The sequence below is a fragment of the Shewanella sp. GutCb genome (genome assembly GCF_002836135.1).
Taxonomy (GTDB): Bacteria; Pseudomonadota; Gammaproteobacteria; order Enterobacterales; family Shewanellaceae; genus Shewanella.
Map to the genome: position 1 here is coordinate 105,433 of NZ_PJBL01000001.1, position 18,179 is coordinate 123,611.

An 18,179-nucleotide genomic window follows, 5' to 3' on the forward strand; every position below is an offset into this window, starting at 1 on the left:
AAGTCATCATTAAAGACGTACCACTAAATTTGCAGCACTAATGTGACTCGCCAGTGCGATGATTCACGGTTATAACGGTTAATCATTATAACGATCAATAACGGTTACGTTCACTGGGAATATCGCTAAGGTATTGAACAAACTCAACCTCGTAACCGTCTGGGTCAATGTAGTATACATTGCGTCGATAAGGGTCCTCTGCACCCGCTTTATCGACAGGATGGCCTATCGCCGCTAGGCGCGTTATTACAGCGTCTATATCATCGACGACAAAAGCAAAATGAGCCAAGCCGACTTGATGGCCACTCAGATCGCGATTATTGTCGACACCATCATCATTAAACGTCAGATATTGATAATCATCGCCAAAATGGATCCAGTTGCGATCAACCCCATGCCACTGACTCACCCCACCGCCACGTGTCTTCCAATGGGGAAAAATAGCTTGGTAAAAAGCCAGAGTGGTCGGGATGTCTTTTACCACCAAATTTAAGTGTTCTAAATGCATCATAATTTGCTCCTTGCAGCCTGTTTAGTGATTAAGTTTTTACATGCCATAACTGTACTCCTGTTGTTTAGGGTAGGGCATGGCTTCATGGTTAACACGAATTGTTGTTAATGCTTCACTGTATTGCAGCAACATGTGTAAGCAGTAATTGATACGCTCACGTAAGTGCTGATCGCGCTCGCTCATGGGCTCTTCTTGGTTGAGCACCTCTTCAACCTGACGAATAATCAGATGGTCAGGTGTCGCCACTAGTTTATTGTTCTTTAATGCATTCATCCTCAACTCCGCAATCGGGTATGCACCGCTAATGCCACTCACCACCGACACTAATAACGCCGGTTTATGGGCTGTCTCTTGCTTATCACACATCAACAAGAAATTCTTAATGAGCGGTGAGGCCATACCGCCCCATTCTGGTGTTATTAAAACAAGTGCATCTGCGCGTTTAATTTGTTGAGAGATAAAAGGCCAGCGACTACCGTCAACATTTTTGCTCTCGGGCTCACCGTCCCAAAATGGCAACTGATACTGACAAAGCTCAATGTGTTTTACATTATGCGTCGGTAGCATTTGTTGCATTAAGTATTGGGCAACTTTTGCACTTTGCGAGTCCTTACGTTGGCTGCCGCTAACAATCACTAATTCCATTTAAGTAAACCTTTTTGTTTATTAATTTTTATGTAAAGTAATATCTTTACATAATAAAGTAAAGATAAAAGTTTACTTAAGTATGGATTCAGTAATAATGTGCCTTAAGCGTTATAGAGGTGTATACAGAATACCGCCTCTGAAACGAGCACCTTCAAGTAGAATGGGTATATATGAAAACCAGTGACAAAATATTGCAGATGTTAAAGACCCAAGGCGAGCTGACAGCCAAAGTCATCGCAACAGAACTTGAATTGACCACTATGGGCGTGCGTCAACATCTACAAAGTCTAGAACACAGTAGCGATGTGATTTTTGCAGATAGAAAAGCGACTCGTGGCAGACCGACTCGTTACTGGTCCCTGACGCCTAAAAGCAACAGCCACTTTTCAGATCGCCATGAAGAGCTCACGGTGCAATTAATTGATTCAGTGAAAACTATTTTTGGTGATCAAGGTTTAGAGCAGCTCATCGCCCATCGTGAAGAGGCGTCTTTTACGCTATATCAAGCGGCATTAACTGACGCGACAGATCTATCCGCCAAGTTAGCCGTACTGGCTAGATTGCGAACGGAAGAGGGTTATATGGCCAGCGTTGAAGTGAGTGATGATGTTTATTGGCTGCTTGAAAATCACTGTCCAATATGTGCAGCAGCTGCCTCATGCCTCAATTTTTGCCGTTCAGAACTGCAACTGTTTCAGTCGCTGCTAAAAGATGACGCCAGTGTTAGCCGTGAAGAGCATATTATTGAGGGGGCACGTCGCTGCGCTTATAAGATTGTCCCGGTTGACGGGTAGGGGGGAAAGGTGGAATCTAAACGAGCACGCCTAGATCGATTTATTAGTGTAAAAACCTCCATTAATCGCAAACATGTTCGACTACTACTGGCTAAAGGATTAGTTGAAGTTGATGGTAAAGTCGCACGAGATATTGATCAAATCATCGATGAATTTTCTCATGTTTGTCTAGAGGGCGAAGTATTACAAGCCAACACACCAAGCTATGTGATGCTGCATAAACCGATAGGGGTGGTCAGTGCCACTGTTGACGATAAGCATAAAACGGTGATCGATCTACTGACTCAAAAAGATAAACATAGTCTGCATATTGTCGGCCGTTTAGATCTCAATACATCAGGATTACTGCTATTAACTAACGATGGTCGCTGGTCAAAGCGGTTAATGTCACCAGAGCATAAAGTGGCCAAACTGTATCGGGTGACACTAGAGAACCCACTTGATGTGTCCTACATTAACGCGTTTGCAGCGGGAATGTACTTTGAATTTGAAGATATTACTACCTTGCCAGCTAAGCTTGAAATTATTGATGAATATACTGCATTAGTGAGTCTGATGGAGGGGCGTTATCACCAAATAAAGCGTATGTTTGGCCGTTTTCGTAACCCCGTAGTGGGTCTACATCGAATATCCGTGGGCAACATTGTACTCGATTCCAATTTAGTGCCAGGACAGAGCCGATTATTAACCGCAGAAGAAGTATCTGAATAGCCTCAATAGCGCTTTTTGATAGTATGTTATTCAGTCGCTATCGAAATTCCACCGTCACATTGTTGCGGATCGGTATGATGTGTACCCTATATTTGATTATTATGTTGCAGCTATTAGCAATGATCACTATTTGAGATGCAAGAGTATGCTATATCTATAGCTAAGTATTCAAATAATGACTAAAAATAATGCTTAATGAATCACTGAAAAAGTTGTCTGAATTAGATGTTTTTTGTCTTATCGTGTTTAAGACTCTTTACGAGAATGGCCATGCGAACTCGACGGCAATTGAGTTACAAGTGTCTGCTCCAAAAATTAGCCGTTGCCTTACGTTGTTACGCACAACGTTCAATGACGAACTATTCTACCGTAGACTGCAGGGGCTAAAACCTACGCCCTTGGCTGAACTGTTATATGATCCTATTTGTGATTTTTATCATGCTGTGACGCATATTGAACAGGTCGCATTTGACGAAACTGAATCAAAACTTACTTCAACGCTAAACATTGCTGTTACCCAAGGCATTATGAGGAGTTTAGCGATAGCCATTAGCAGTCATGACCAGCAAGAGGTTATTGGTAAGATCCGCCTGCAAAGTTGGGAAGCCAATTCTGCTGAATCTATTCATAATGGCGAGCTTGATTTTGGTATTGGATTTGATATTTCGCACACCACTGAACTTGAATACGAATTATTAGGCACACTTGAAAGTGTTTATTTAGCCGCTAAAGAACAACACCCTATCTGGCAAAACATTCCAAATATTACCTTAGAACATATTGCGATCCATCCATTTTTATACCTAGAAAGTAAAGGGTTTAATGACAAGATTGATCCGCTGGAAATGTATTGTCGTAATGCGCAAATAGAGCTTGAAAGTGTTGAAAAAGTCACGAGTCGTGAGGCATGGTTTTGTCATTTGATGACGATGGGAAGCTTAGCTTTCCTGCCTGCGGTAGAAGCTGATGAGTGTAATCACATTCCGTCTTTAAGAACCGAAGCTTTACCTCGTGAACAAGTCGCGCTGTTGCATGGCGATATGTTATCTCCAAAATACTATCTTATTGAAAAAGAACTTAAAAATAGAAGGTATACGCAAGAGAGAAGAACATTGGTCGTTGAGTTGGTACAGGGTTTACTCCAATCTAATTAATTTATTTCCCGCCTCTAATTTCAATTACTGGTATTACCAATTTCAGTAATTGAAATTCCATTAACTGAATCTTTAATTTTTAGTCACATCTTTGATACAAATTGGTGTCGAAATAGTCGGTTTCTTTTATATTTGATTTACTGCGTATGCAGCAAAATAATACCTATAAAGGGATAAAATGATGAGAACACATAAGAAGTCTTTATTGGCGATGGCATTGATAGCTGCCATCGGCTTGACTGGTTGTGGAGATGGTGATGATGGCCAAGACGGTGCACCAGGCGCACCGGGCACTCCTGGTACCCCAGGCACACCAGCAGGCATAACGGTTGATACCGTTAGTAGTGCCGCTGATTTCGTACTTACAGTAGCACCAGCAGATATCGTAGTCGTGGGTACTGACGCCTTCACTATTAAATTTACCGCAACAGGTAAAAACAGCAAAGGCGAAGCGGTTCCCTTTACTGGGCTAGAAAAAGTTGCGCTATATGTAATGAACCAGGCTGCTAACACCACTGATACTGGCGCACCGGTATTGTGGCAAAACAATGCACTGGCTAACGAGTTTGGCTCAAGTATGTATTGTACGCTAACGGGTAAAGCAACGGCTCGTGGTGGCGCAGAAGTAGATGCCTGTACTTTGGTTGAAGATGAAGCTAACCCAGGCACTTACACAGGTACTTGGGAGCATGATGGTAATGCGCCAGTCGTACTGGCCGAAGGCGATGCTAATAACCTATTCCGCGTCATGGTGCGTACCTATAATGTCTCTGATAGTTCAGGGGCCGGCATCTCTGACAAACTACTGTCTACGCCTGTTGATTTTATTCCTGCAACGGGTGAGCTTGCGGTATCAGTAAAAGATTCAGTCTCTAATGCCGCTTGTATCAAGTGTCATAGTAGCAAAGACGGTTACGCCGTTACTGACATCCGTATCGCCAATATTGGTGCTCACCATAACTATCAAAAAGTAGAAAATTGCGTTGCTTGTCATAATCCGGCATACGCAGCTGATCAGAATGACGCCGAAAAAGGCTTTAATCCTAATTGGAACGCAATGATCCACACCATCCACGCAGGTCATCATCTTGATCTCGTTGGTGACGCTAAAGCTGAAGGATGGGAACAAATTGGTTTCCCATCAGAGCTAAACGAATGTACCACTTGTCATGACAACGGTACTCAGTGGAATGACAATGTCTATGCTGAAGCCTGTGTGTCTTGCCATACTGATGTTGACTTAGCTACAGGTGATGGTCACAGAGGTATTGTGCCTGAGAGTGATGCGGCTTGTTCTGGTTGTCATGGCGCAGGTAGCCTAAGCCCAATGCAAGCTCATAGTGTCGATCGCCGAGCTGCTTTTGAAACCGGTCTAGTGTTAGATGTGATGTCAGCCGACGTTGCTGCTGATCTATTAACCGTTGTCATTGATGTACAGCTTAATGGTGAAGTCGCTATCGATGGTACTGACTTAACTAAGTACCTGAATAAATTCGAGTCAGGCGATGATATTTTAATCGGCACACTTGATTCAAACGGTGATTATGTTCGTGGACTAAGTATTAACACTAAAAACAATCCTGAGCAGTTCGTTGTTCAAGGCGGTAAGTTAACCTTAACGAAAGCAATTACTGCTGGTCAGCTAGATGGCAAAACACTGTCTGTTTCTTCTGAAATGAATATGTGTGGCGATACCAGCACGAGCAAGATTATTGAAAACACTAAGCTAACCGAAGGAGCTGGTACCGATAGTGGTGCATGTGATGTCGCTATTCCGGCTAACATCGTCACTAAGTTCTTCAAGTTTGAAGCTACAGCCGTTAAAGGTGTACAGACTGAAGATAACCTCCGCTTCGTAAGTTCTAAACTTACGGACTATATGTCTCCAACGCAGGCTGGAAATGACCGCACAACAGCTGATGAAGCCAAGTGTAATGCTTGTCATGGCAACTTATCGCACATCAAATCACCTAACCATGGTGTAACTGACTTTACTCAGTGTGCTGATTGTCATAACAACAGCTACGCGGGTTCATATCATGCTGATGTTTATAAGCAATCTGGTGTAGATGCAGATGGTGAACCGACATTTGAAGTTATGGAAGGTTTGGAGTATTACAACAGAGACCTCGTTACCGTTGCTCACCGCTTCCACAGTGGTATGTTTGCTGGTAACACAGGTGGTGGGATCTACTTAGGTACAGATGGTGAGACTTGGGTTAACTATCCAGCACCTAAAACAGACTGCCAAGCGTGCCATAAAGATGAAAATTCTGAAGGCGATGCAATGCCATTCTTTGCTGCTAACGGTGGTCTAACATCGGGCAGAGAAGCGATTGCGACAACTGATAATTACGGTGCAACGGTTGAGTATATCTCACCGGTTGCTGAAGCTTGTCGTAGTTGCCATGCTCACTCAGGTGCTGCAGCCTTAGCTCACTTCAAGAGTAATGGTGCGACTGTATGGGGTGATGAAGTTAGAGATGCTAACTTAGTACCTGTTGAATCTTGTGCAACGTGTCACGCTGAAGGTAAGACTTATGGTATCGACAAGATGCATATGGGAGGTGCTCACTAACTTAAAATTATAAAAGTTTCACCTGCTATGGGATCCCTGCTTCTCATAGTCATTGAACCTCTTGGGAGCCTTCGGGCTCCCCTTTTTTTGCGATGATTTTGGGGTTTATTTTTTTGTTTAGCGTGTAATGACCCTGTTGGTTGGTTATTTTTAATAAAAATGAACCAATGTCCGAGTTTGTGACCGAGTGCAATTATTCAACAGTATCGCTTAGCCGTTTTAGCAATTGCTAAAGTGATAATGCTGAATAAGCGTGAGGAGCAGCAAGTAATGGCAGGAAGTGTGATCTTGATGCTGGTTGCGGATGGTGGTTATTACAATCTTTAGTTTTTTAGGTTAAGTGTTTGATAATAATATTTAATCGCTATTTTTTGAACCATTCTCTTATCGTGATTATCAACACCACTCATTTGCTTGCTGCGTGTGCTTTAACTAAAATCCGCGGCGCTAAGATTAACCATTGTTAATCTAGTGCGGTAGAGCGTAACCGCTACACATCTAATTGATCACTTCCTGTAGGGGAACTCAATGTCTACACAGCTTACAAATTCTTTGGCAAATCCTGCTCCACTTGGCTTAGTGGGCTTCGGTATGACCACCATTTTGCTTAATATTCACAACGCAGGCTTCTTTCCGATGGATTCAATGATCCTAGCGATGGGCATATTTTATGGCGGTATTGGGCAAGTACTCGTAGGCATGATGTGTTTCAAACGGGGTGACACCTTTGGTACCACGGCATTTACCTCTTATGGTTTGTTCTGGTTAACCTTGGTTGGGCTTATTGTGATGCCTAAAATGGGCTTCGCGGCGAGTCCAGCAGGATTTATGGGTTGGTACTTAGCGTTGTGGGGCACGTTCACTGGCTTTATGTTTATCGGTTCAATGCGTTACCCGCTGGCCAAACAGATTGTATTTGGTTCACTGACGATATTATTCTTCTTATTAGCAGCGCGTGACTTTACTGGCAACGCACTTATCGGCACGATTGCAGGCTTTGAAGGTATTTTCTGTGGTCTAAGCGCTATCTACTTTGGTATGGCTCAAGTGCTTAACGCAGAGTATAACCGCGTGATTTTACCGGTCGGTAAGGCCAGATTTTCAGCAAGCGTGCAGACGGTTGTTGATGTAAAACCTGTTTTAAAAGCCGCATAACCGTTCGCGTTTTACGGCTGTAGATAACAAAAAAGCTGACAAGTATGTCAGCTTTTTTTCGTTATGAAACGGGGTTAGCGTTGTTGAAGCTTAAACAACCACTTACCGTAAAGGTAAATACCAATGGCTGAAATAGACCCGATGGCGGCGATGATGTACCACGCCATGCCGATGTTATGGGTGTTATAAAGCAATGTCGTTAGCTGCTGCGCCGGCTCACCAGTATAAGTGACTAAGGTTGAAAATGCCTCGCCCAGAGGTATAGCACTAACATCACTGGCACTCATGCCACGATCTACCAATAACTCCCGCGAGAAGATCTCTTTCGAGGCATACATCTCATAGAGCTTAGGGCCAAAGAAACCTTCAAGCGTCCAACCAATGCCTTGCGGCAGCATCACAAAACCAAGATACATGGCTTTTTTGCCTTCAGGGGCAATGTTGCCCATAAACTCATTTTTCTTCGGGCTAATCATCATTTCGCCGAAGGAGAACATCGCGATAGCGAATACGATCATCCAAGCGGCATTGGTAGCACCAACGAGAACGAAGGCCAAAATACTCAGTAAACACCCGCCTAACATCGCCGAGGTGATCCGGTACTTTGCGGTTAACGCCGCCACTAAGAAGCAGGTGGTCATGATCATACCCGCGTTAAGGTTAAGCATGCCTTCAGGCATCACCTTAGTACCGGTATTATCTAGGCCAAGCCAGAACTGGAAAAACCCATTTGTGGTGCCTTCTGGACCAAATAGTGAGGTCACAATCACACTGGTATCGACCCATTCAGCAATGTGAATAGGTAATACATCAAACAAGGAGTTAAACAGGAACCAAAAGCCTGCAAACACTAACATGTAGTAGATTACGATTGGCTTTTTCAGCTCGTGTAGCGCATCACGCCACAGTGCTACTTGCTTAATTTCACCAGATTTAATCTTACGATTACGCTCTAAACGCTCCTCTTTACCAGGCTCTTTATAGGCGAGTAAAAATAGAAAGTTAAAAGAAATAATCGCGGCGCAGGCAAAGAATACATAGTCCCAAGAGAGTTGACGCATATGCACAGCAACTAACGGTCCTAAGAAACCACCAATATTAACGACTTGGTAGAAAATACCCCAAGCCATCGAGGTGTTCTGTCGCCCAGTGGAGAGCACGAGTGTGCCCTGAATACCGGGCTTAAATACCCCGGTTCCAGCGGCCAGGAGAATGGCGCCAAAAAGGAAACCATAGAAACTCGGGAAAAACGCCATCACCAAGTAACCAGAGATCTTGATTAGCGTTGAAGCGAAGATCGTTTCTTTGTAACCAACACGGTCTGAAATGCCGCCAGTGAATACTGGAACGAAGGTCTGCATCATCGCCCAGATACCGATAATAATACCGTAGTCACTTAAGCTAATGCCTAGGCCGCCATTCGATACTGGTGCTTTAGCGTAAAGGCCTGCACTGGCTTTTACGCCGTAATAGGCAATACGCTCGACCAGTTCCATGCCGCCGACAATCCAAAATATATAACTTAAGCTGGCAATCGAGGCCCACATTCCCAGCTGTTTTACTTCCCGTAGGTCGTTATCTGCGTAAGCATCTTTTGACTCGCTCATAACTTTCCTTTAATTGTTTTAATTATTTATATTTATTATTGCTTTCGTATTTAAGAAGCATTTTTATGTTGGTTTTGGGTGAGATGAAGGTAATGTTCTTTGCCAAAACGCTGCAAGCTTGTGATTGCGGTAAACACTTTACCTAATTTGATGACAAACACCAGTGCGTTAATGGAAGTTTGAGAATAACTCAGGGCTTTGGCATCAAGTTCAGACTGGGCTTGATTAAGAGGAGGTCACTATTCGAACGGTTTTACGTGCAGGCTCAATAGCATCGGCACAAAACCTTGCTATGGAAAAGCGGTTTAATTGATGATGTAAGCAAATGCAGGCGCCATAATCACCATCGCAATACCGGTGAAAATCATGGTTAAACTGGCGATGACGCCTTCTTGTCTGCCTATCTCACTGGCTTTTGCTGCGCCGGCACCATGAGCGGAAGCCCCTAGCGCAACTCCCTTTGCCACGGAACTACGGATCTTAGCGACTTTAAACAAAGGTTCACAAATCAGCATTCCCATTACTCCCGTGATTAACACTAGCATCGCAGTGAGTTCAGGTACGCCGCCAAAGGAGGAGGTTGCAACAATGGCAAAAGGTGTTGAAACCGAACGCACCATTAGGCTATTAGATAATTCAGCGGGCATTGATGTGAAGTAGCCAACCAACCAAGAGGACCCAATACCGAGGAGCAGTCCAACTAACACGCCGACACTTAAGGTAATTGGGTATTGTTTTATCAATGCGCGTTCACGATAAATGGGCACTGCAAAGGCAATCGTTGCAGGGGCTAATAGTGCAGCTAGCCAATGGGTGTATTTAAAATAGTCCGCCAACGGGATGTTCAAGGTAATGACCACAAATAAGATGATAAGTGGTGCGATAACAATGGGCGCAAACCACACTTTTTTATGACGGCGATAGAGTGCTTTACTGCTGTAGTAACCGAATAGCGTTAGCACAAAACAGAAGACTCCCCAGAGTGATGGAGTCACTGGTTGCCCCCTTGGCTTAATAGCACCTTTAATCGATGCTTTCGTTCGAACTTAAATAATCGGTCAACCGTAAAGGCAGTGCCGAGCAATACGATGGTGCTAGCCACTAGCATGGAGCTGATTAATACCATCCCAAAATGTTCAAGTAACGCTTGATACTTGATCACCGCGACGACTGGAGGAATAAAAAACAGCAGCAGATCACCTATCAACCAAGCCGCTCCCATACTCACCGTTTGCTCTGGCACCCATTTTAATGACAGTAGCGCGAGTAACACTCCAAGCCCAATGACGCTGCCAGGTAAGGGGGAATTAATATCCTTGGCAATAACTTGGCAGGCCCAAGCGAAAGCGCAAAACAGCACTATCTGTAAAAAACGTTGCAAAAATAGCGGCATTTTCTGGCTTTGTTTACTGAGCATATATAGAGCCATTGAGCCTTCCTTCGCCGCCATGTTGATTCCTATAGGGGTCGCTTTACTTCGATAACGTCAGTTTACGCTTGCTTAATGAATAGAAAAAATGAATATTATGAATGGAATCTATAACTATTGGTTATCTAAATGGATCTGAAAACGCTGTACTACTTTGTTGAAGTCGTTAACGCTGGTGGTTTTTCTAAGGCCAGTAAAACCGTATTTTTGACACAACCGGCACTATCAAAGGCGATAAGGTTGCTCGAAGAAGAGTTGCAAATGGTGTTGTTGGAACGAGGCAAACGTGGCACTCAAGTTAAGCTTACCGCCGCAGGGCAAGTGGTTTACCGTCATGCTGAGCAGCTTCTCAGTGGTCGGCAACGTATGCTGGCGGAGCTTGATGGTTTGCGTAATCTGACGGGAGGCACATTAAGATTAGGCTTAGCCCCATTGGGCAGCGCAGAGCTGTTCGCACCAGCAATCGCTAAATTTAGACAGGACTATCCCAAAATAGAGATGCAGTTGCTGGTTCGCGGTGGCATAGAGCAAACCGCCGCACTCAAAAAAGATGACATTGAGCTAGCGACAGGGATCATTGATTTTGACGATGAGTTTGACGGGCTACGCATTCGCAACGAGCCAATGGTGGTGGTAGTACCAAAGAGCCACCCTTTGGCTTCAAAAAAACAGCTACAGCTTAACGATTTACGCGATCAAGCCCAAGTGATGTTTGAGCGTGAATACACACTCTATGAATTTGTGTTAAGTGCTTGCGAAAAAGTGGGCTTTGCTCCGACTGAAATAACCCGGGTCAGTCATGCTGATTTTGGTATTGCGCTGGTGGCGGCAGGGACGGGAGTGATGTTGCTGCCACAGATCATTGCTGAGCGTTATCGAGTCGATGCGGTGGTTAACGTGCCACTGGCCAGTCGTGATCTCCGCTGGGAGTTATCACTATTTTGGCGTAAACAGCAGACGCTCTCTTTTGCAGCAAAAGCGATGATTGAAATAGTAAAGTTGCAACTTATTGCAGACAATAAAAAAGCTTAATACTATTCATCGTTGAACGTCATAGCTGAGCACCATAATAGTACATCATGAATGACGCTATTTGGTGACAACCCACAGCGCGTGTAGCACGCCAGGGATGAAGAACAGTAAACACAGAATGATATTGATCACTAAGTCTTTGCCTACGCCATTTTTTAGAAATACGGCAACTGGCGGTAATAAAATTGCAAGAATAATAAGTAACAGCTTGTTGGCATCCATAGCGTATTTTCCTTAAAAGTATTAGCTCGTTGTATTAGCTCGATAATGACGACATTCGGCTCTTCATAACTACTACTATAAACTTAATCTAAATTAGTGATTATGTAAACGTCATGCCAGCGCTTAACCAATAAGCCACTGGCAACAGTCTAGAATTTAGCTCATTCTCAAATCTAGCAACTTCCCCAACCTACAATGGCCAAGCTTGCTGGCCATCGACTGGAATTGATTGCAGATCTAAGCTCAAGCAGTAGTCACCTGGTGCATAAACATATACTTGCTTCTCAATCATAGGATAACCGAGCAGCGCCAGTTGGTCTTTAGCAGCCTGAGTGGTTGCCAGTCCCCACATTTGATACATATCACGATAGTCGAGTTTGGTTGAATAGCTCATAGCGATCATCAAAAAATCATTATTAGTGATCGTTTTTGCCGCTTCGAGGCTAAATTGACTAAAGCCAAGTTGACTGCGCTTTTGCTGCCAAAGTTCATCTGAGCCTTTAGCGCGCTCAAATTCCCTGAGTAATATGTGTAATCTTGCTAATAGGTGCCAGCCATTTTCAAGCGCCGCATGCTTTTGTGCTGCGACCATCATTTGTAACATGGTCGCCATGCCGTTTGACCAACTAGTGAGCTTGGCATCTTGCATGTATACGAATGGATCGGGTTGATTAACACTTGCCTGTAATACCGCAAACTCGTCATCGATGTTGAGACCTTGGCAAGAGGGGAGTTTGCCAAGCTCAGTATAAGCGCGAGACTTACTGTAGTAAGAGTAAGGGTTAGTGGATGCATGACCTTCATGGCCATCAAAACGTAAACGTCCTTTTTCAAGTCCATGGCCAAGTTCATGAATATCACCATGTCCCGTTGGACTAAACGACCAACTGGCATCATAGGGGTTACCTGAGCAACCTGAGCCGCAGGTGGGTTGGTCGGCATTCATGTGTTTCACCGTATCAATACTATCAATCTCCCAGCCTTGGCTGGCGGCAAAATGGCTGATCTCTGCCACTTCATCAATGAATGGCCCTTTAAAGCCTGCGAGTAGATGTGGGTAGTTGTGTACCTGCGTCATGATGGCGATTTCCATCTTTTCAGGTGTATCCCACAGCGGCTCGTGACTCATGGTTTTTTGCATCTTGTCGAGGCGTGAATGCACTTCAAAATGTTCCGTTGCAAGCTCCGCCCAATCATATTGTTCAGCGGCTAAGTCCTGCATAAACTTCTCGCTGTTTTTGCCTTTACGCCAATAGGGATGTTGGCCAATGTGCTCAAATGCCAAAGTAACCGCTAGGTCAGTTTGATCAAACTGCACCTGTAGCGGACCACCATAGGGGCTAGTGAGTTTAATGGTTTCGCCGGCTTTGACTTCTATACGACTCGATTGCAGATATTTAGGGCGGTTATAACCATTAACGGCAAATTCATGGGTCGAACCTGAGCGCTGAGTATTGATAAATACCCAGGTGCGAACCTTACTGTTATCAGTACGAGTGACCTTAACTGTTTGCGCTGGCAGCGCATACACGCCCGCGGAGCGGAAGCCTTTTTTACTGTTAATGGCGACGTTCATATCGACGGCAGTGATATGGCTAAAGTCGGTGCGACTAAAATTGCCTAAGTCATTAGGCAGTAGATTGAACTCTCTGAAATGATAAACACTATGGTCTGCATAATAAGCTTTAAGGTAATTTAAGTTATCAGTGCTACTGACATCCATCGGGTACTGAATAGAGTGACGATAACCATCGCCTAATAGGGTTAATAATTTATATAGCTTATGATCTGACAGACCAAAAATATCCTGCTTAGCGCTATCGAAGGCCTGAATGTTTTGCTTAATTTGCTTAAGTGCACTTTGGTAATCGTTACTAAAGTTGTCATCGCAGCTGCTGGCGCAATTCGCTAAGGTAAAGTCGATATTACCGCTATCAAATAAGCTTAACCAAAGCTGCTCGCTTTGCAGTGCATTATGGTCTTTCAGCATGGCAGTGGCTGACGACCAATCCGCTTTATCTTGGGCAAAGTAGTTACCAGGGCCACCCGGTCCCTGCATCGAGAATCCCATAGGGTTTAACACCGTTTGCGTTAACGGCACACTATTCCAGCTATGAAGGTGCATATACAGCAGAGGTTGCTTCGCGCTTTGGATCTGCGCGATGAGTGGCGCTACAGTATCTATCGAGAATAGCTCCGCAGATCCGCTGATCACTAATTGCGCCTCGCTTAAACAGCTGCCCAGTGTGGCTTCGTCACTGCAGGTACTGACTTGCCAATCGGGATATTGGTTTGATACCCAATCGGTAATACGGTTAACCGTACTGCCATTCATTAAAAACAGTCGTACCTGTTTTGCGGTGGCTAATTGGGTTTGATCTTGAGCTAGCATCCAGCCTAAAAGACGTTTAAAGCTGGCCTCAAATTGGGCGTTATTGCCTTGCTGCAAACTCGAGATAATATCGGTGCCGAAGGCGGCGTTACGTTGGCCCGCTTTGTCGCTAGTGGCAGCAAAGGTTAAGCCTTTATTACCTGTTACCAACGCGAAAGCTTTTGTTTGTGGATAAGCATGTTCAGCACCAGAGAGTTGGAGCATCTGTGAATGACGACCTTGGTCATACAGCACCGCGTCATTAAGATAAATGCTCTGCAAAAGCTCAGCACCCTCTTGGCGATAGTGCGTAATATGCTCAAGGCCACGCTTGACGATTTCAGGCTCTAACCCTACCGAGATGCTGGCATCGCCTGTTTGCATTGCAGCGCTAATTTTATCGTTTAATAGAATATCGACCGTATCGATTGTGGTTTGATGACTGCTGTCTGTCACACTGAGTGATAAGGTTATTTTACCGTCTTGGCTAAGATTGCTGGCATCAAGCACCACACCATTAATTTCGCCATTGATCAGTTGGATCTCTGGGCCAGCGGTTTGCGACCAAACAAATGAAGCATTGCCCGTTGCATGAACGGTCACATCCGCAGTCACCGACAGGTGTTTGTCATTCCAAGCGGTGATCGGGTCACCTAACTCAACCTCTGGAGCTAGCACGGTTGGCGGGGGAGTCGTACCGCCGCCATTATCTATTGGGTCTGAATCTTCAGAACCACCACAAGCGGACAAGCCCAGTACTATGCAACTAGATAACAGCCAATACTTCATTTATTTAACACTCCATAACCATTTTGCTACATTGTCTATTAAAATGATTTTCAATGCAAAATAATCAATAAAAACAATAGTTAAGTCAATTTATTGGCTGGTGGTGGAATATTGGCAAAGTGCAATGGATATATGTACCGGCTAGCGCGGTTTTATGGCTGGAAATAAATAAGGCAACCCGAAGGTTGCCTTATTTTTGCTCGCGTTAGCAATTAGCTAAAACGTTAGCGTAACGATGTAAGCTTAACCTTCTAGCTTAGCCAGTTCGGCTTTCTGCTCGGTTAGCTTTTCAATATCACGTTGATATTCAGCTTGCTTGGCACGCTCTTTTTCAATCACGGCAGCAGGGGCTTTAGCCACAAAACCTTGGTTCGATAGCTTGCCTTCAATGCGTTTGAATTCGCCAGCGGCTTTTTCAAGTAACTTATCGATACGTGCCACTTCTTTAGCCACATCGATTAAGCCAGCCATTGGGATCAACAGCTCCATGTTACCCACAAGCTGAGTGGTCGACATTGGCGCAGTTTCACCGTCCGCTAGAATCGTCATAGACTCAAGCTTAGCTAGGGTCTTGAAGAAGGTTTGGTTGGCCTCTAAACGCGCCTTATCTTGCTCACTCACACCGCGAAGTAGGGCATTAAGTGGCTTTGATGGGGCAATGTTTAGCTCGGCGCGAATGTTACGCACTGCGGTAATCACTTGCTTAACCCACTCAAGATCTTCCATCGCCACGGCGTCAACTTTGTCTGCCTGATATTCAGGGAACGCAGCCAACATCAAGGTGTCACCTTCAACACCGGCTAGCGGCTTAACGCGCAGCCAGATAGTCTCGGTAATGTAAGGCATCATAGGGTGCATTAGGCGCTGCATCTGCTCAAGTACCGTCACAAGCGTGTGGCGAGTACCACGAAGCTGCGCGTCAGTACCACTTTGCATAACAGGCTTAGTCAGTTCCAAGTACCAATCACAGAACTGGTTCCAAGTGAACTCATAGATAGTGTTAGCCGCAAGGTCGAAACGGTAGTTAGCCATGTGCTCGTGGTAAGCCTTCACGGTTTCATTGAACAAACCGATAATCCAGCGATCAGCAATCGACAGTTCCATTGCACCCGGCTTGCCATCAACCAGCAGTTGACCACAATCTAACGCTTCACCAATAGCATCGTCATCAGCATCTTCTGTTTGTACTTCAGTGTTCATCAGTACGTAGCGTGATGCGTTCCAGATCTTGTTACAGAAGCTGCGGTAACCGTCTAGGCGCTTCATATCCCAGCTAATATCACGGCCGGTTGACGCCATAGACGCTAAGGTAAAGCGCAGTGCATCAGTACCATGTGCTTCGATACCTTCGCTAAATTCTTTGCGGGTACTTTTCTCAATTTTAGCGGCCATTTTAGGCTGCATCATATTGCCAGTACGTTTTGTCACTAACGATTCAAGATCGATACCGTCAATCATGTCTAATGGGTCAAGTACGTTACCCTTAGATTTAGACATCTTATTACCGACTTCATCACGGATAAGTCCGGTCACGTAAACGGTTTTAAAAGGCACCTGTGGCTTACCGTTTTCATCTTTGATGAAATGCATGGTCATCATGATCATACGGGCAACCCAGAAGAAGATGATGTCAAAACCCGTCACCAACACATCTGTGGGGTGGAAGGCTTTAAGTTCAGCGGTATCTTTTGGCCAACCCAAAGTAGAGAAGGTCCACAATGCCGAGCTAAACCAAGTATCAAGTACATCATTGTCTTGGCGCAGTACCATTGCATCGTCAAGTTTGTATTTAGTGCGTACTTCGGCTTCGTCACGGCCAACGTAGACTTTGCCCGCTTCGTCATACCAAGCTGGAATTCTGTGTCCCCACCAAAGCTGACGTGAAATACACCAGTCGTTAAGGTCACGCATCCACGAGTTGTACATATTCTCGTATTGCTGTGGCACAAACTTAATGTCGCCGTTATCAACTGCTTCCATCGCTGTTTTAGCCATAGGCGCAACAGACACATACCATTGGTCTGTTAATAGTGGCTCAATAACAACGCCAGAACGGTCGCCATAAGGCACTTTTAATGCGTGTGGGTCAATCTTGCCCAACAGACCCAAGGTATCAAGCTCAGCCACAACCGCTTTACGTGCTTCAAAACGGTCAAGACCGGCATAACGCTCAGGCAGACTATTGTCTAATTCAGTGTTAGCCGTACCGTCAGTGTTAACAATTTCAGCGCTTGAGCGGATAGCCGCGTCAAAGGTCAAAATGTTGTACATTGGCAGTTCGTGACGCTTACCGACTTCATAATCGTTAAAGTCATGTGCAGGGGTGATTTTCACACAGCCGGTACCGAATTCCATATCGACATAATCGTCAGCAACGATTGGGATAAGACGGTTAACAATGGGCAGGTGAATAAACTTACCGACTAAAGAGGCATAACGTTCATCATCTGGGTGCACGGCAACGGCACTATCACCTAGCATGGTCTCTGGACGCGTCGTGGCGATCTCTAAGTAATCTTTGCCATCGCTAGTTAATGCGCCTTGGGCGAGCGGGTAGCGGAAATGCCACATGCTGCCTTGTTTTTCTTTGTTCTCAACTTCTAAATCTGAAATCGCAGTGTGCAGGGTTGGATCCCAGTTGACCAAACGCTTACCACGATAAATCATGTCATCTTCAAACAGGCGGACAAACACTTCTTGTACCGCTTCAGACATACCGTCATCCATGGTGAAACGCTCGCGTTCCCAATCAACAGACGCGCCAAGACGACGTAGCTGTTTAGTGATGGTGCCACCAGACTCTTTCTTCCAGTCCCAGATACGATCGATAAAGTTTTCGCGACCTAAATCATGACGATTTAGCCCTTCTTCAGCAGCAATTTTACGCTCAACCAACATCTGCGTTGCAATACCAGCATGGTCAGTACCGACCTGCCAAAGGGTATTTTTGCCCTTCATACGTTGATAACGAGTCAAGGTATCCATAATGGTATCTTGGAAAGCATGGCCCATATGCAAGCTACCCGTCACGTTTGGTGGCGGGATCATGATGCAATAGTTGCCTTGAGACTCGTCGCCGTGTGGCTTGAAGTAACCTTTCTCTTCCCAGTTTTGGTAAAGAGATTGTTCGATAGACTGCGGGTTATATGTTTTTTCCATGGGAGCGTACTTATCTCAA

General features: G+C 44.8%; 14 protein-coding genes. 6 read left to right on the forward strand and 8 right to left on the reverse strand.

All coding sequences use genetic code 11. From position 1 onward, the window contains the following. Positions 1-94 precede the first annotated feature (94 nt). On the reverse strand, positions 95-511 hold the full coding sequence (locus tag CXF86_RS00495; protein WP_101091785.1) for a VOC family protein: 417 nt from the start codon (positions 509-511) through the stop codon (positions 95-97). Positions 512-547: 36 nt separating this feature from the next. After that, the gene (locus CXF86_RS00500) at positions 548-1,156 is read right to left on the reverse strand and encodes an NAD(P)H-dependent oxidoreductase (RefSeq protein ID WP_101091786.1); all 609 of its coding nucleotides are present in this window, start codon (positions 1,154-1,156) and stop codon (positions 548-550) included. Between the two features lie 173 nt (positions 1,157-1,329). On the opposite strand from CXF86_RS00500, the gene CXF86_RS00505 reads away from it, so the two are divergent. The 5 genes from CXF86_RS00505 (at position 1,330) to CXF86_RS00525 (ending at position 7,551) form a co-directional block, all read left to right on the forward strand. Beyond that, complete coding sequence (locus CXF86_RS00505; RefSeq protein ID WP_101091787.1) at positions 1,330-1,953, forward strand: helix-turn-helix transcriptional regulator; 624 nt, start codon at positions 1,330-1,332, stop codon at positions 1,951-1,953. 9 nt (positions 1,954-1,962) lie between these two features. After that, on the forward strand, positions 1,963-2,664 hold the full coding sequence (locus CXF86_RS00510; RefSeq protein WP_101091788.1) for a pseudouridine synthase: 702 nt from the start codon (positions 1,963-1,965) through the stop codon (positions 2,662-2,664). 188 nt (positions 2,665-2,852) lie between these two features. Then, the gene (locus tag CXF86_RS00515) at positions 2,853-3,818 is read left to right on the forward strand and encodes a LysR family transcriptional regulator (protein ID WP_102038077.1); all 966 of its coding nucleotides are present in this window, start codon (positions 2,853-2,855) and stop codon (positions 3,816-3,818) included. Between the two features lie 178 nt (positions 3,819-3,996). Then, on the forward strand, positions 3,997-6,396 hold the full coding sequence (locus CXF86_RS00520) for an OmcA/MtrC family decaheme c-type cytochrome (protein ID WP_180960975.1): 2,400 nt from the start codon (positions 3,997-3,999) through the stop codon (positions 6,394-6,396). 528 nt (positions 6,397-6,924) lie between these two features. Beyond that, positions 6,925-7,551, forward strand: a complete 627-nt coding sequence (locus tag CXF86_RS00525; RefSeq protein ID WP_102038079.1) for an acetate uptake transporter — start codon at positions 6,925-6,927, stop codon at positions 7,549-7,551. Positions 7,552-7,625: 74 nt separating this feature from the next. On the opposite strand, the gene CXF86_RS00530 is transcribed toward CXF86_RS00525, so the two are convergent. From CXF86_RS00530 to CXF86_RS00540, 3 genes are all read right to left on the reverse strand, one after another. After that, positions 7,626-9,158 carry an MFS transporter gene (locus CXF86_RS00530; RefSeq protein WP_101091792.1) on the reverse strand — a complete coding sequence of 511 codons (1,533 nt, stop codon included), beginning with the start codon at positions 9,156-9,158 and terminating at the stop codon, positions 7,626-7,628. A gap of 305 nt (positions 9,159-9,463) precedes the next feature. Beyond that, positions 9,464-10,153: an LrgB family protein gene (locus CXF86_RS00535; protein ID WP_101091793.1), complete on the reverse strand. Its 690-nt coding sequence runs from the start codon at positions 10,151-10,153 to the stop codon at positions 9,464-9,466. Next, complete coding sequence (locus tag CXF86_RS00540; protein WP_101091810.1) at positions 10,150-10,575, reverse strand: CidA/LrgA family protein; 426 nt, start codon at positions 10,573-10,575, stop codon at positions 10,150-10,152. Before CXF86_RS00540 ends, CXF86_RS00535 begins: the two co-directional genes overlap by 4 nt. A 141-nt stretch (positions 10,576-10,716) precedes the next feature. Between CXF86_RS00540 and CXF86_RS00545 the strand changes: the two genes are divergently transcribed. After that, positions 10,717-11,619, forward strand: a complete 903-nt coding sequence (locus CXF86_RS00545; protein WP_101091794.1) for a LysR family transcriptional regulator — start codon at positions 10,717-10,719, stop codon at positions 11,617-11,619. 57 nt (positions 11,620-11,676) lie between these two features. On the opposite strand, the gene CXF86_RS00550 is transcribed toward CXF86_RS00545, so the two are convergent. The 3 genes from CXF86_RS00550 to CXF86_RS00560 all read right to left on the reverse strand — a co-directional run bounded on the left by CXF86_RS00550 (position 11,677) and on the right by CXF86_RS00560 (position 18,160). Continuing rightward, positions 11,677-11,841, reverse strand: a complete 165-nt coding sequence (locus CXF86_RS00550; RefSeq protein ID WP_101091795.1) for a YqaE/Pmp3 family membrane protein — start codon at positions 11,839-11,841, stop codon at positions 11,677-11,679. A 190-nt stretch (positions 11,842-12,031) separates the two neighbouring features. Continuing rightward, on the reverse strand, positions 12,032-15,001 hold the full coding sequence (locus CXF86_RS00555) for an ImpA family metalloprotease (protein WP_102038080.1): 2,970 nt from the start codon (positions 14,999-15,001) through the stop codon (positions 12,032-12,034). A 243-nt stretch (positions 15,002-15,244) separates the two neighbouring features. Further along, positions 15,245-18,160, reverse strand: coding sequence for a valine--tRNA ligase (locus CXF86_RS00560; protein WP_102038081.1), 2,916 nt, complete (start codon positions 18,158-18,160; stop codon positions 15,245-15,247). Between the last annotated feature and the right edge of the window lie 19 nt (positions 18,161-18,179).

Coding starts and splice junctions, on each gene's coding strand:
- CXF86_RS00495 (WP_101091785.1), bottom strand. CDS start 511: ATGATGCATTTAGAACACTTAAATTTGGTGGTAAAAGACATCCCGACC.
- CXF86_RS00500 (WP_101091786.1), bottom strand. CDS start 1,156: ATGGAATTAGTGATTGTTAGCGGCAGCCAACGTAAGGACTCGCAAAGT.
- CXF86_RS00505 (WP_101091787.1), top strand. CDS start 1,330: ATGAAAACCAGTGACAAAATATTGCAGATGTTAAAGACCCAAGGCGAG.
- CXF86_RS00515 (WP_102038077.1), top strand. CDS start 2,853: ATGCTTAATGAATCACTGAAAAAGTTGTCTGAATTAGATGTTTTTTGT.
- CXF86_RS00520 (WP_180960975.1), top strand. CDS start 3,997: ATGATGAGAACACATAAGAAGTCTTTATTGGCGATGGCATTGATAGCT.
- CXF86_RS00525 (WP_102038079.1), top strand. CDS start 6,925: ATGTCTACACAGCTTACAAATTCTTTGGCAAATCCTGCTCCACTTGGC.
- CXF86_RS00530 (WP_101091792.1), bottom strand. CDS start 9,158: ATGAGCGAGTCAAAAGATGCTTACGCAGATAACGACCTACGGGAAGTA.
- CXF86_RS00540 (WP_101091810.1), bottom strand. CDS start 10,575: ATGCTCAGTAAACAAAGCCAGAAAATGCCGCTATTTTTGCAACGTTTT.
- CXF86_RS00545 (WP_101091794.1), top strand. CDS start 10,717: ATGGATCTGAAAACGCTGTACTACTTTGTTGAAGTCGTTAACGCTGGT.
- CXF86_RS00550 (WP_101091795.1), bottom strand. CDS start 11,841: ATGGATGCCAACAAGCTGTTACTTATTATTCTTGCAATTTTATTACCG.
- CXF86_RS00555 (WP_102038080.1), bottom strand. CDS start 15,001: ATGAAGTATTGGCTGTTATCTAGTTGCATAGTACTGGGCTTGTCCGCT.
- CXF86_RS00560 (WP_102038081.1), bottom strand. CDS start 18,160: ATGGAAAAAACATATAACCCGCAGTCTATCGAACAATCTCTTTACCAA.